We start from the raw sequence: 13864 nt of genomic DNA on the forward strand, positions 1-13864 counted from the left end.
ATGAATGAACGGAACTGCTCGCGGCGGAGGCGTCCGTACCATGAATGAGGAGTCACTGAAGTCACCGGGCACGTGGCGGCGTATCGTAACTAGTGACGCCGACCTGTCGAAAAAGCAGCGCAACACGGTGATCGCGTGGGCCGCGCTTGCGCCGGTCCTGCTGTGGCTGTTGGTGTTCAAGTATCTCGCGCTCGGCTGGAACATCGTCCTGACGTTCTTCGACCGAAGCTACACCGGCGAAATGTCGTTCGTCGGGTTGGAAAACTGGTCGATGTTGATGCAGGATCCGGTGTTTCCGACGGCGCTACGGAACACCATTATCCTCTTCGCGACGATCCCCGTCGGCATCGCGCTGGCGCTGTTCATCGCGATCCTGCTCAACCAGAAATTTCCGGGATCGAAGGTATTCCGCTCGGTGTTTTTCCTCCCGTACATCACCATGATGGTCGCGATCGCGGTCATCTGGCAGTATATGTTCCACACCGAGCAAGGGGTGATCAACCAGATGCTGTTGAACGTCGGCCTGATCGACACACAGATCAGTTGGCTGGGAGACAGCGGGTGGGCCATCGTTTCGGTATTCATGGTTCAGGTCTGGAAGACGACCGGGTTCTACGTCATCATTATTCTGGCCGGTCTCCAGACTATCCCCCAGCAGGTGTACGAGGTGTCTCGGATCGACGGTGCCAGCCGTTGGCAGCAGTTCCGGTACCTCACCCTGCCGCTGTTGAAGCCGACGCTCGGCGTCTGTATGCTGGTCGGCGTGGTCATTTCGTTCCGCCTGTTCGACCTGATCAACGTGATGACGGGCGGCGGCCCGGGGAATTCGACGGAAATTTTGCTAACCTGGATCTACCAGCAGATGTTCGCGTACGGTGACTTCGGGTACGGCGCGGTCCTCAGTACGATCATGGTCGTCGCCACGGTTCTCGTGGCGTATATCGGCCTCAAACTCCAGCAGGTGAGCTACTAATGAGTGGAATCAACGAATTCGCTACGATAGACGATACCCGTAGGGTCGTTCGACGGATAACCTCGGAAAGCAAACTGACGTTGCTCCGTAAGGGAGGACTGTTCACCGTCGCGCTGATCGCGGCCGTCCTGTTCGCCTTCCCGTTCTACTGGCTGATCCGGATCGCCGGCGTTTGGCCGAGCGGGTCACTGTACGGTTCGGCGCCGTCGCTGATCATCAGCGACCTGAACCTGTACAACTTCGTCCGGGTCTACTACGCCATCCCGTTCGTCCAGTACACGACCAACAGCGTGATCGTGTCCGCGATAGCGGTCGTTAGCCAGCTGATTTTCTGCTCGCTAGCCGCCTACGGACTCTCGATGAGCTTCTACGGGAAGAAGTACGTCATGGGATTCATCGTCGTGGCGATGATGGTCCCGTTCCAGACCATCTTCCTCACCGACTACTTGATCACCCGCCAACTGGGGCTGATCAACACCTACACGGGGCTGGCGATCGTCGTCGCAGTGAGCGTCGTCAACATCCTCGTGTTGAAGAGCGCGTTCGAGGCAGTGCCCGACTCGATGGTCGACGCCGCACGGCTCGACGGCGCGTCCGAACTGTACATCCTCTTCGGCGTCTATTGGCCGCTCTCAAAGGCGGCGCTGTCGACGACCGTCATCCTCTCGTTCGTGTTCTCGTGGAACAGCTACCTGTGGCCGCTGCTGATCGCGACGGAGGACAGCACCACCACGCTGCCGCTGGCTCTCGCAACGTTCCAGTCCCAGATGGGTGGGAACTTCGCGTTGCAGTACGCCTTCACCATCATGGTGTTGCTGCCGGTCCTGGTCCTGTTTTTCCTGCTACAGAAGTACTTCATCCGCAGTGCGGTCATGAGCAGTCTCAAGACGTGATTCACCAATGAACTTACCACCACTCCTGAAACTGGCCGCGGAAACGGTCTCGGTTCGGCGTCTCCTGATCAACCGATTCACGATCCTGATCGCGGTCGTGCTGGTCGCATCGGTTGCCGCACAGGGGTACGTCGCAGCGAACAACGACGGATACGTCACCGGTCGGGTCGTCGACGGCGACGGCGATCCGGTCGCGAACGCTAACGTGACGCTCTCGCCCCAGACGGTCGCCGGCGTCCCCGATCCCCAGTCCACGACGACCGACGAGAACGGTGCGTTCGAGTTCCGAGATCAGAGCCTCCTGGAGTTCACAATCCGGGCTGAACACGAAGAGAGCGAGAGCGAAACCCACCGTTATCACCTCTATTTCAAAGGGCAGAACAAGGAGGTGAACCTGGTGATCGAGTAACCGCCAGTAGATCGTTATTCAGAACGCGATCAATGACGGCTCGGCGCCGGTCGAAGTGTACGGCGAATACGACGCGTGTCGACCGGAATTATCGATCGCACTGGTTCGTGCCCCCCAGGTGGCCCCGATACCCGCCAAATAGACAGTAGATATATATAATAGAAGGTACTTGTCGAAAACGATGGTACGGGAAAGCATACCGACGGGTAGTCGACGGAACTATCTGAAAGGCATCGCAGCTGGCACAGCTGCCGGTCTCGCCGGATGTCTCGGCGGAGACGACGGAGCGTCCGATTCGATCGAACTGTACACGTGGAATCTTCCGTTCTGGGAGGAGACGATCGAGGAGGAGATCATCCCTACCTTCGAGGACGAGTTCGGGGACGAGTACGACGGCCTCGAGGCCGACTGGATCGACCGCGGGCCAGCAACGGAGGACATCATCTCGTTCTTCCAGTCGCGACTCCAGGGCGGCGATCCGCCGAGCATCTTCGACACGCAGTTCGGCGCGTACGCACGGTACGCCGAGGAAGACGTATTCGCCGACATCGAGGAGTTGGCGGACGACGAGGTCCTCGAGAAGTACGACGAAACGGCGCTCGACCTGAACCGGTACGACGGGACGTTGTACCAGATGCCGTTCTACATGGGGACGAACATGACCGCCTGTAACTCGGAGTGGTTCGACGAAGCGGGTATCGACCCACCGACGTTCGAGGAACCGTGGACGACCACCGAGTACCTCGATGCGGCGGAGCAGCTCGTTCAGAACTCCGGAGCGGAGTTCGGGCTCACGTTCATCCGGTTCGACTTCCTGCTGTGGCCCTGGTTCCAGGCGGAAGGTATCGACGTACTCAACGACGACAATAGCGAAGCGACGTTTAACACATCGGCGACGGTCGAACTACTCGAACGCTTCCAGCAGTTGACCAGCGACGGCGTGATACCCGAAGTCACCTGGACAGGCGAGTGGGACCCTCAGGCGGAACAGTTTGGCTCCGGAAACACCGGGATGTACTTCGGGTCGGGATCGGCGCTGCGCCTGATCCAAAACTTCGGTGAGGACTGGGTGGGTGAGGACACGTTAGACATCGCCCACGCCCCTGAAGGCGGCGGGCTGTTCACGTTCCACGGGCTCGGAATCACGACCCCCGGTAAGAGCGAGACCGAACAGCAGGCGGCGTTCGATTTCACATCGGTCATCCTCAACAAGGAGTTCCAGAAGGACTTCCTGCGAAACACGACCGTACTCGTTCCTCATACGGAGGCGCTGACTGAACTGCAAAACGACGAGGAGTTTCAGTCGAACAACCCGCTGCTCGTGCAGTTGTATGAGATGTACGACGTCGTCTCCGAAGATCTCTGGCGTCCGCCGGTGATTCCGCAGGCTACCCAGGTCGCAGAAATCATCGCTTCGGAGTTCTCGTCCGCCGCGCTCGGGGAGAAAGATCCTCAAGCCGCGGTCGACGAAGCAGAGTCACGCGTCAACAATGCGCTGTAGTGGCGGTCGTTGATCGGGGCAACCGGCGCCCTTTTCGAACGGCTGCGGACGGACCGCACGAGTACCGGCAGGGTAGCCGTCCACTCCGCTAACCGGCTACGACAGTTCTGACCCTTCCGGTTCGAAGGCGTTACTGAGCACCGCTACTCGTGTCTCTGAACCTACTTCTCTACACTGTGAAGTTGTTCGAATTCACACCTCGTTTGATAACCTTTTCGAGCATACTGATGTGGAGAAAGAATTTTAACCATTTGCGATGAGTTTGTGACTATGGCGTCAGATAACACTACTGAAGCGGACAGCACGAGCAGCGACTCGAACACCGAACGGTCCACTCGATCAACCACCCGTCGGCGATTCGTCCGGACGACGGGCGTGCTCGGCGGTGGCGCGGTGGCTCCGGGGCTCATCTCGGAGACGGTGCAGTCACGGTCGACAGGAAAGGGGAGCGCGCAGTCGTCTGTCGATGACGTGGTAGCCGGTCTCTCCGACCGCCAGAAGATCGGTCAGATGGTGATGGCGCTGATGAATCCGACCGACGACGGGGAGCCATCGTCGAGAGCCGAGGACGTGGTGAAAGATCTCGAGGTCGGATCCGCGATGGTCGAACACGTCGGTACGCCCGAGAAAACCGCCGAGTTCAACAACCAACTCCAGTGCTGGGCGTCGGAAACGGAGGCGGAACTTCCACTTCTCGTTGGGGCGGACTTCGAGTTCGGCGCTGCCCACAGCGTCGGTGATCTCCGGGACGATCTGACGACGCAGTTCCCGCGAAACATGAACCTTGGCGCACTCGGGTCCGAACGGGCGGCCGCCGACGCGGCGGGTATCACCGCGACGGAAGCGCGTTCGATGGGCTATCAGTGGGGATTCGCCCCGGTCGCCGACGTGAACACGAATCCGGAGAATCCGGTGATCGGTATCCGGGCGTTCAGCGGCGACACCGACCGCACGTCGAGGCTCACAGCCGCGCAGATACCGGGTTTCCAGAGCAAGGGGAACGGAATCGTCGCCACTGCGAAGCACTTTCCGGGCCACGGGGACACGCACGCGGACTCCCATACCGGCCTCCCCACAGTGTCCTACACTCGAGAGACGCTCGAGGAGGTCCACTTGCCACCGTTCCGAGCGGCCATCGACGCGGGGATCGACGCGATCATGACCGCCCACATCGTCGTCGAGGCGATCGATCCCGAGCGCCCGGCGACGCTCTCCGAGCCCGTGCTGACCGGCCTCCTCCGCGACGAACTCGGATTCGACGGACTCCTCGTCACGGACTCGATGTCGATGCAGGCGATCACGGACATCTGGGGGCAACAGCAGGCCGCCGTCCTCGCCGCGAAGGCCGGCGCGGACGTCATCATGTCGATGGGGGGGTACGAGGACCACGCCGCTACCGTCGACGCGCTGTACGACGCCGTCCAGACCGGCGAACTATCGATGGAGCGCGTCGAGGAGGCGGCGACCCGCGTGCTCGAAGTGAAACAGAAATACGGCCTGTTGACGCCCGGCGGTGGTCGACCCAGCGGCCGAATCTACGCCAACCCCGTACGGGCGACTCACAGAACCGGCAAAGCTCCGGACCGCAGACGCGCCGCGGAGATCGCCCGCGGGTCGATGACGCTCGTGAAAAACGACGGCGTCCTCCCGTTTGACGCGACGAACGGCGAGACCACGCTCGTCGCGGGCGTCGCGCAGGTCGACGTCCTCGCGGATGCCGTACGCGAGCGCTCCGAGGGAGACGTGGTCGCCTGGCAGTCGAGTCAGTGGCAGGACGACGACCCCACCGAGGAGGAGATCGACGAAGTGACGGCGCTCGCCGAAGAGGCGGATCGCGCGCTCGTCGCGACGTATTCGGCGTCCGAACTCCCCGACGGGCAGGCGGAGCTCGTCGACTCGGTCCGGGAGACCGGGACACCTACAGCCGCGGTGTCGGTCGGTCTTCCCTATGATATCGCGTCGTATCCGGACGTCGACGCCTACCTCGCGTCATACGCGCTCGACCGATGGAAGCAGCTAAACGTGTCGTCGCTGGAAGCGACCGCCGAGGTCGTCTTCGGCGCTGAGCCGAAGGGAACGCTTCCCGTCGAGATCGAGGGACACTATCCGCTGGATCACGGACTGGGGTACGAGGAGTAACATGCCGTCAGAGAGTGCGACGGGAACTCGAACGCGGCGGAGTGCGCTATCGTTGCTCGGCGCCGGTGGATTCGGCCTGCTATCCGGGTCGTTCGCGGGTAGCGCGTCGGGCGAGCCGCGGGCACCCGACCGCGAGCTAACGGCGATGAGCTACAACATCTATCACGGGACCGGCTCGGACGGTCAGCTGGACCTCGAGCGAACGGCGCGCGTGATCCGGGAATCCGGAGCCGAGATCGTCGGACTGCAGGAAGTCGACGTCCACTGGGGCGACCGCTCTGACTTCAGGGATCAGGCGAAGCTACTGGCGAAAACCCTGGGGCTGAACTACTTCTTCGCCCCGATCTACGAGTTGGATCCTCCCGAAAGCGGCCGGCCTCGACGCGAGTACGGGCTCGCGGTACTGAGCGAATATCCGATCCAGCACTCGGAGAACCACGAGATCACTCGCCTGTCGCCGCTGCTCGGTCCGGAACCGCAGCTGGCGCCCGGCTTCCCCGAGATCAGGGTGAACGTTCGAGGGGTGAGCGTCTCGTTCTACGCGACGCACCTGGATTACAGGGGCGATCCGGCCGTACGCGAGATGCAGGTCGACGAGATGCTGGAGATCGTAGACGCGGATCGCGGACCGACGCTTCTCGTGGGCGATCTGAACGCGCCGCCCGGTGCGCAGGAACTGAGCGCGCTCTGGGACGAGTTCGACGACGCGTGGGACGTACAAAACGAGGACCCGGGGTACACGTTCCCGGCGGAAAATCCCACCAAGCGGATCGACTACGTGTTGACGTCTCCGACCGTAGCAACCGACTCGGTCGAAGTCGTCGAGACGCTCGCTTCCGATCACCGTCCGGTGGTCGCGAAACTGTCGCTTCCCGGTTCCGCCGTGGGTCGGAGGAGTTCACGGGAGTAGGCGGGCACTCCTGGTGTTGGCGAGCGGACTCCACCTCCCGTACGGCTATTCGAGCCCGCGACGGCTACGAAACCGAGAACGGTTCGTCGCGGGATCGGTCAGGACCAGGGCACCTGCGGCGACTCGTAGTAGTTGACGTCCTGTACGTCCCAGCGCGGCCCCTGCGTAGCCAACCGCTGCCTGAACGGCTCCCAGGCCGTTCTCGACTCGGGCGACCAGCCGAGCTCGGCGACGGCCGGCATCCGCGGGAAGAGCATGAACTCGATGTCCTCGAGCGTCTCTACCGTTTCCGACCACAGCGCCGTTTCGGGACCTTTCACGGACGACTCGTCCACACCCTCGAGGAATCCCCCGGGGTCCCAGCGATAGGCGTCCTCGACCGTCGTCAGTCCCGCCCAATCGAGTCCCAGCTCGGTATCCTCGGTATATTTCATGTCGAGGTACGCGCGGCTGGCGGGAGAGGCGACGAGTTCGATCCCGTTTTGCGCCGCTTCGGCGACGTCCGGTGCCTCTCGACCCGGGTACCAGTACTGCGAGACGGTCGACTCCGGCGGGTCGGCGGCCAGTATCTGGTGCCATCCCACGGGCCGCTTGTCGTACTTCTCTACGATGGCGACGGCTTGGTCCATGAACTGGTCGTAATCTTCCTCGGTCGTCTGGTGGGCCTCGTCGCCGCCGATGTGGATGTGCGGACCGGGCGTCATCTCGGCCACTTCCCGGATAACGTCGTCGATGAACTCGTAGGTGACCGGCTTGTCGACGCAGAGCGAACTGAACCCGACTTCGATGCCCGTGTAGGGGTCCTCACGCTCGCCGTCGCAGTTGAGTTCGGCGTACGACGCCAGGGCCGCGTTGGTGTGGCCCGGCATGTCGATCTCGGGGATTACGGTGATGAACCGGTCCTGTGCGTACTCGACGAGCTCTTCGTACTCTGATCGCGTATAATAGCCGCCAGGCCTGCCGCCGACTTCGGTACTGCCACCGATCTCCGTCAGCTTCGGCCAGCTCTCGATCTCGATGCGCCACCCCTGGTCGTCGGTGAGGTGCAGGTGCAGGTGGTTCAGCTTGTACTGAGCGAGGTAATCGATGTACTGCTTGACGTCCTCGACCGGGAAGAAGTGCCGCGCGACGTCGAGGTGCGCTCCCCGGTAGGAAAACCGCGGATAGTCGAGGACGTGTCCGCCCGGAACCGTCCAGGGTCCCGCTTGCTTCGTGTCGCTCTCCACCGACGGCGGCAGCAGCTGGCGCAGCGTTTGCACCCCGGCAAAGAGGCCGGCCGCTTCGTTGGCGCGGATCGTCACACCGCGAGTGGTGACGTTCAGCCGATATCCTTCGTCCCCGACCTTCGAGGGCGCTCCGCGGAGTAACAACGAGACGCCGCCATCCGGACCCCTCGAGGGTGCATCAACGACGGGCAGCTCGTACCCGGTCGCCGGGCGAAGGAGTCCGGCCAGGTAGTCGGCGACACCCGTTGCTGCCTCCGAATCGACGTGTATCGTCGTGTCGGCCGTGATCGCGTACTCGTTTCCGGTCGATTTGGACTCGACCGGGACCGGAACCACGCCCTGCATTCTGTCCGATGCGTCGGCATCGGACGGCCCGCCGTTCGCAGTATCACCTTCGACTCCGGTGGTCCCTGCCACCAACAGCCGGTGGCCGCCATCGATCGAAGCACGCTTCGCCGTTCAAGTATGTCATCGTCAGGCATACCACCGTACGATACCGTTTTGACTATCATATAATTATTCGATGGAAACTTAGTAATGAGTTTCTGGGTTATGTAAAAACGAAGAGGGTGTCTCTGCCGAATTAACCGGAGTGACGACACGGGACCCGAAGCGCTATCCCGCTACCCGAGCGCTCTCCTGAAAATCGGACGTCGCACGCGACTACGATAACAGATCCTCGAAGTTCGCGGTGGGTATGAGACCGAACGGCCGTACAGTGTCCTCCTCGGCTGCGAAGCGGTCACCAGCGATTCGACGTGGGAAACACTTATAGACACAAACCCTGAACTTCAGGTATGGTGTCAGATGACACGATAGCGGCGACCAGTGCGAACAGCGTCGAATCAACGCCCGCGACGAGACGCGGATGGCTCCAGGCGACCGCAGCCGGGACGCTCGGCGCCCTGCTCGGACTGGGCGGGCAAGGAACCGCGGCGGCCGTCGAAACCGGAGGAGAAGGTCCACCGGAATGGGTCACGCCGCCAACCGAACTCGGTATCGAGACGTTACTCTACGAGCGAGCCGATCTCCTCGAGGGCGAACGGTTGGGGTTGATCACCAATCCGTCCGGGGTCGACAGTTCGCTGACGCCGACGATCGACCTCCTGTACGAAGACGAGGCGTTCGACCTTCGAAAGCTCTTCAGTCCCGAACACGGCATCCGGGGCAACGCCGAAGCCGGCGAGGGTGTCGGCGACACGGTGGATGAGAAGACGGGATTACCGGTTCTCAGCCTCTACGGCGACACCCGGCAGCTACAGCCGGAGATGATCGAGGATCTGGACGCCGTGCTCTTCGACATCCAGGACGTGGGCGTCCGGTTCTACACGTACATCTACGACATCGCCCGTTCGCTGGAAACGATCGGTGACACCGACAAGCGATTCGTCGTGCTCGATCGTCCGAACCCCATCGCGCCGCTCTCGGTAACGGGGAGCCGGATCGACGACGAGAACGCCACGGGAATCGGGGACTACCGGCTGCCGATAATCCACGGGATGACGGTCGGAGAGATCGCGCGCTACTTCAACGACGAGTTCGACATGGGCGCAGACCTCGAGGTCGTCCAGATGCGGGGATGGAACCGAGAGATGTGGTACGACGAGACCGAACTTCCCTTCGTTCCGCCGTCGCCGAACATGCCGACGACGGAAACGGCGGCCATCTATCCGGGAATGGTGTACTTCGAAGCAGCTACCCTCTCCGAGGGGCGGGGAACGACGAAACCGTTCGAGTACGTCGGCGCTCCGTGGATCGACGGTCAGGAGTGGGCCGAGGCCCTGAACGAACTCGACCTCCCCGGCGTTCGATTCCGACCGGTCTGGTTCGAACCGACGTTCGACGACCACGAAGGGGAGAACGTGGGCGGCGTCCAGACCCACGTGATCGATCGGTCGCACTTCCAACCCGTTCGAGTCGGTCTATCGATGCTCGTCTCCGCGTTCCTCACGTATCCCGAGAGCGACTGGATCTCGTGGGGCGATACGTACGCCATCGACAGCCGGGCCAACGGAAGCGAACTTCGGGAGACCATCGACGCGGCGGATCCCGGTACGGATCCGGTAGCACTCGCGGACCAGATCCGAAGCGACTGGGAGACTGACATCGACGAGTTCCGATCCGTTAGAGAGCCGCACCTCCTGTACGACGACCGCTGGCGGGGCCGTCGCAAGGGCAACTAGTGCCGATCGCAATCGACGCCGGGCATCAACCTCCCGCCCGACACGGTGTACTACGCCTGGGACGACTACGTCCTCGAGGATCCGTTGGCGGTCGAGAACGGACGGATCCCGGTTTCGGTGTCATCGTCGACGAGAGGAAAATCGAGGAGTACCGAATCGACGGATGACTATGCCGGAGGAACACGGGAACGATGACGATATTACAGCTACTGAATGAGGATTCGGACGCAGACGGCCGTCGGTACCGAGTGAACTGAAAACGAGAAGGAGGATCGTGTCGCGGTTCGTTACTGGAATGTCGACGCGGACCGGGAATACGTCCGCTGTGTCTACCCGTTTTAGCTGGGGATTGCTCAACACGATGATTTCGGATCCGCTCAGCGTGCGCTACGTGGCACGATCCGATGAATCGTCGGTCGGACCCGTTTGGCGTCGAATGTGTAGAGAATAATAATAGTATTCAGAAGTGTTAATTCTGGTGTCTGAAATTGAGGAGCCGATAGCATCGACCCGCGCGGTGTCGCTCAGCACTCCACAAGTCGAACTGAACGTCTGCGGTAACCTCATTGATTCGAAATGGGTGATGAAATCGCGATTCGGTCCCCGTGATGAACAGAACTGGCTCTGTTAGCTCCCTCAGTTCAAATTTGATAGGAAGTTTTCGAAATGCAGACTTGGCGAAATAACGTCCATACTAACGACGAATCTCTGAATGAGTTGGAATGATAAACCATTATAGGTATAATTTGCCAAGTTATTAGGAATAGTCGATTGATTAACGACCTAACCGCTATTTTGAATGCCATCAGTAGGCGAATTTGAGTCGAAAATTATGTATCAAAATATAGAAAATGGAGGATATAACTATTATCTTACTATTTTGGCAGTACGTAGCAAAGAATTTCTTATTATTGATTTAACTCATCCAAATTCGCGTGTGATCAACTCGTTCGAACGTGTTCCGTCTCACGATGTACGTCGATCTCCGAATTACCGTATCGTGTTTCGGCGGGAAAAACTAGCCTCGAGACCGCAGAAGAAGTGTGAATCGGCGATTTTGAGGATGATATTCTTCTCGAGCGAGGCGCGGCGCTAGCGGAGAGACGGTCTCTTCGGAGCGTAATCGCTCGGAGCGAGGATGGCGAGTCGCGAACGCGAGCTAGATAGGGGACGTGATCGCGTACAACTAGTATTACAATGGTACAGGTGTAATTTCTGTGGAACCAGAGACGAGTCAATCGAATATGGATTCGCAGGTGAGGACGACTCAGTACAGTTTCGACTCTGCCGGAAACCGTTTGGAGGCCGATAGTCGGTTTCCACGGACTCTCGTCGCCTAATTCCGCGGTTTTTACGATAATCGGACTCGGAACGTTTCCGACTGTGCCGGAACGAGATAGCAGATAACCTCTGTAGGCAACGGCTCATCCGTGATACCGTATGTCGCGGTGTGAGGTCACGCAGACCGCGGTATATGGAGTACTACGTCATCAGTTGCGTTCGTAGCGCTCGAAGAGACGAGGCCGATGGCGGGTGGGAAAGAGGAGACGCGAAGGAGGTTCGGGCACGTCGGAACGTGGTTTTTTCAGGGAAGTGGAGTGTCGTGCATCGAATTTGGGCGGTGTGCGTACGTCCGCAATAGTGCGTCACTAGTGCTAGATACCCGTACAGAGGACCGGGATACCACGTCGATGGACTCGAGTAGTCGTACGACACGCGCTCGAAAGAACGTCCGACAGAGCCGAAAGACTTCTGTGGGTGCCGTCCGTGGGCCGTTACATGACAAAATCATCGAATCGATCGGTCGAACGCGCTTTCGCGGTCGTCGACGAACTCGCAGAAAACGGTGGTGGACGAGTCTCGGATCTCGCAGACCGTCTCGACATGCCGGTGAGTACGGTCCACGACTACCTCCAGGCGCTGGTCGAAACGGGGTACGTCAGCGTGGACGAAAACGAGTACCAGACGACAACGCGGTTTCTGGAGGTTGGTAACCGAGAGCGTCATCGGCTCGAGATCTTCAAGGCGGTCCGTGACGAACTCGAGACCGTCGCCGAGGAGACCGACGAACACGCGACGCTGATGATCGAAGAGGACGATCAAGCGGTGATTCTCGCCGTTCAGGAGGGGACGGACGCAGTCAACCTGTTCGCGTATCCGGGCGCTCGAATGCCGTTGCACGCGACGGCGCCGGGGAAAGCGATGCTCGCCCACATGCCCGACGCCCGTGTTTCGGAAATCATCGATCGACACGGTCTCGTCGCGGTGACCTCCCGGACGATCACCGATCCCGACGTGCTGTACGAACAGCTCGAGCGGATTCGCCAGCAAGGGTACGCGATCGACGAAGGAGAACGAATTGCGGGGATGGTCTGTATCGCAGCGCCGGTCCTCGACAAGAGCAATCAGATACGCGGTGCGATCTGCGTCTGCGGGCCGCGGAGCCGGATCGACGAGACGCGCCGGAAAGATATCGCTACCGTCGCCCAGCGAGCAGCGAACGTCACCCAGGTGAACCTGGATTACGTGTGAGTTGCCCGCCGTCGCCACTGTCGATGCGTTGGTACGGGTCGATTTCGAATCCGGAACTGGGGGAAATTACGAGTCCGAGACCGGGGCAAGCGCCTCGATCGTCCCCTCGGCTAACTCGTCGGCGGCTTGCTCCGGAATCGTCAACAGCGGCCGGTCGATGGCGGTCTCGGAGACGATCTCACGGAGTTGTTCGCGCGCCGCTTCCGGCGTACCCGCGACTCCGAGTTCGTGGACCATCTCGTCCGTCACGAGGCCGGCGGCCTCCCCGCGATCACCCGCTCGCCACGCCTCGGCGATGCGTTCGGCCCGGTCGGGAAAGCGCATTCCGACGGCGTTTTGATACCCCTTCGCGCTGCCGGCGTAGTACGCGATGTGACCGCGGACGGCGTCGAACGCCTCGTCCGGATCGTCGCTGACTGCCGCAGGAACGTACGGGGCGATCGTAATGTCGCTCGGATCGCGGTCCGCCTCGAGAGCCGCCCGCTCGACGACGTCGAACGCGTCCTCGAGTTCGGAAAACGGGATATTGTGTGGCATCCAGCCGTCGCAAAGTCGTCCAACGACGCGGCGATTCGCCGGGCCGAGCGCCGCGTGATAGATCGGTACGTCCCTGTTCACCGGCGGAACGCCATCGACGTGGATCAGTTCGCCGTCGTAGTCGACCGGTTCATCGCCCGTCAGCATTGCTTTGACTACCTTGATGGTCTCGTGAGAGCGACGGACGGGTTGTTCGAACGCCATACCGTGGACGTTTTCGACGGCCGTCTGCGTGCTCGTTCCGACGCCGAAGGATGTGCGGCCGTCCGAAACGCGATCGAGCGTCGCCGCGGTCATCGCGAGCACGGCGGGCGTCCTCGAGAAAACGTTTACGATAGCGGTCCCGATCTCGACGTCATCGGTCACCGCGGCGATCTCCGAGAGCTTGACGACGGAGCTCGTCCCCCACAGCTCGCCTAACCAGACGGAATCGTACCCCTGTTCTTCCGCCTCGATCGCGAGATCAGTCGGGTCGTGCGCGCCGGTCCGCGGAATTACCAGTCCGAGATGCATGTCGTGCTCTTTGCGGTTCGGTGTGATAAATCATTCCGCGACGGTGAT

At 60.8% G+C, this 13864-nt stretch carries 10 protein-coding genes; 8 read left to right on the top strand and 2 right to left on the bottom strand.

Annotation, left to right across the window (positions count from 1 at the left end; translation table 11 throughout):
* Positions 1-40 precede the first annotated feature (40 nt).
* The 6 genes from DWB23_RS13040 (at position 41) to DWB23_RS13065 (ending at position 6825) form a co-directional block, all read left to right on the top strand.
* A complete protein-coding gene (locus DWB23_RS13040; RefSeq protein ID WP_162989815.1) occupies positions 41-973 on the top strand; it encodes a carbohydrate ABC transporter permease in 933 nt (310 codons plus the stop codon).
* Entirely contained in the window at positions 973-1866 is an 894-nt protein-coding gene (locus DWB23_RS13045; RefSeq protein WP_121743270.1) for a carbohydrate ABC transporter permease, read from the top strand. Before DWB23_RS13040 ends, DWB23_RS13045 begins: the two co-directional genes overlap by 1 nt.
* 7 nt (positions 1867-1873) lie before the next feature.
* The gene (locus DWB23_RS13050) at positions 1874-2275 is read left to right on the top strand and encodes a carboxypeptidase-like regulatory domain-containing protein (protein ID WP_121743271.1); all 402 of its coding nucleotides are present in this window, start codon (positions 1874-1876) and stop codon (positions 2273-2275) included.
* 181 nt (positions 2276-2456) lie between these two features.
* Complete coding sequence (locus DWB23_RS13055; RefSeq protein WP_121743272.1) at positions 2457-3776, top strand: extracellular solute-binding protein; 1320 nt, start codon at positions 2457-2459, stop codon at positions 3774-3776.
* Positions 3777-4046: 270 nt separating this feature from the next.
* On the top strand, positions 4047-5915 hold the full coding sequence (locus tag DWB23_RS13060) for a glycoside hydrolase family 3 protein (protein ID WP_121743273.1): 1869 nt from the start codon (positions 4047-4049) through the stop codon (positions 5913-5915).
* 1 nt (position 5916) lies between these two features.
* Complete coding sequence (locus DWB23_RS13065) at positions 5917-6825, top strand: endonuclease/exonuclease/phosphatase family protein (RefSeq protein WP_121743274.1); 909 nt, start codon at positions 5917-5919, stop codon at positions 6823-6825.
* Positions 6826-6923: 98 nt separating this feature from the next.
* Here DWB23_RS13065 and DWB23_RS13070 read toward each other — a convergent pair whose 3' ends face one another.
* A complete protein-coding gene (locus tag DWB23_RS13070; protein ID WP_238717429.1) occupies positions 6924-8468 on the bottom strand; it encodes a beta-N-acetylhexosaminidase in 1545 nt (514 codons plus the stop codon).
* Between the two features lie 380 nt (positions 8469-8848).
* On the opposite strand from DWB23_RS13070, the gene DWB23_RS13075 reads away from it, so the two are divergent.
* Positions 8849-10234: an exo-beta-N-acetylmuramidase NamZ family protein gene (locus tag DWB23_RS13075; protein WP_121743276.1), complete on the top strand. Its 1386-nt coding sequence runs from the start codon at positions 8849-8851 to the stop codon at positions 10232-10234.
* A gap of 1779 nt (positions 10235-12013) precedes the next feature.
* Complete coding sequence (locus DWB23_RS13085; RefSeq protein WP_121743277.1) at positions 12014-12766, top strand: IclR family transcriptional regulator; 753 nt, start codon at positions 12014-12016, stop codon at positions 12764-12766.
* Positions 12767-12832: 66 nt separating this feature from the next.
* Here DWB23_RS13085 and DWB23_RS13090 read toward each other — a convergent pair whose 3' ends face one another.
* Positions 12833-13816: an LLM class flavin-dependent oxidoreductase gene (locus tag DWB23_RS13090; RefSeq protein WP_121743278.1), complete on the bottom strand. Its 984-nt coding sequence runs from the start codon at positions 13814-13816 to the stop codon at positions 12833-12835.
* Between the last annotated feature and the right edge of the window lie 48 nt (positions 13817-13864).

The sequence above is a fragment of the Natronorubrum halophilum genome (assembly GCF_003670115.1).
Lineage (GTDB): Archaea > Halobacteriota > Halobacteria > Halobacteriales > Natrialbaceae > Natronorubrum > Natronorubrum halophilum.

What these genes read in the sequence shown, in the direction of transcription:
- DWB23_RS13040 (WP_162989815.1), top strand. Translation starts at nt 41, where the DNA reads ATGAATGAGGAGTCACTGAAGTCACCGGGCACGTGGCGGCGTATCGTA.
- DWB23_RS13075 (WP_121743276.1), top strand. Translation starts at nt 8,849, where the DNA reads ATGGTGTCAGATGACACGATAGCGGCGACCAGTGCGAACAGCGTCGAA.
- DWB23_RS13085 (WP_121743277.1), top strand. Translation starts at nt 12,014, where the DNA reads ATGACAAAATCATCGAATCGATCGGTCGAACGCGCTTTCGCGGTCGTC.
- DWB23_RS13045 (WP_121743270.1), top strand. Translation starts at nt 973, where the DNA reads ATGAGTGGAATCAACGAATTCGCTACGATAGACGATACCCGTAGGGTC.
- DWB23_RS13050 (WP_121743271.1), top strand. Translation starts at nt 1,874, where the DNA reads ATGAACTTACCACCACTCCTGAAACTGGCCGCGGAAACGGTCTCGGTT.
- DWB23_RS13065 (WP_121743274.1), top strand. Translation starts at nt 5,917, where the DNA reads ATGCCGTCAGAGAGTGCGACGGGAACTCGAACGCGGCGGAGTGCGCTA.
- DWB23_RS13060 (WP_121743273.1), top strand. Translation starts at nt 4,047, where the DNA reads ATGGCGTCAGATAACACTACTGAAGCGGACAGCACGAGCAGCGACTCG.
- DWB23_RS13090 (WP_121743278.1), bottom strand. Translation starts at nt 13,816, where the DNA reads ATGCATCTCGGACTGGTAATTCCGCGGACCGGCGCGCACGACCCGACT.
- DWB23_RS13055 (WP_121743272.1), top strand. Translation starts at nt 2,457, where the DNA reads ATGGTACGGGAAAGCATACCGACGGGTAGTCGACGGAACTATCTGAAA.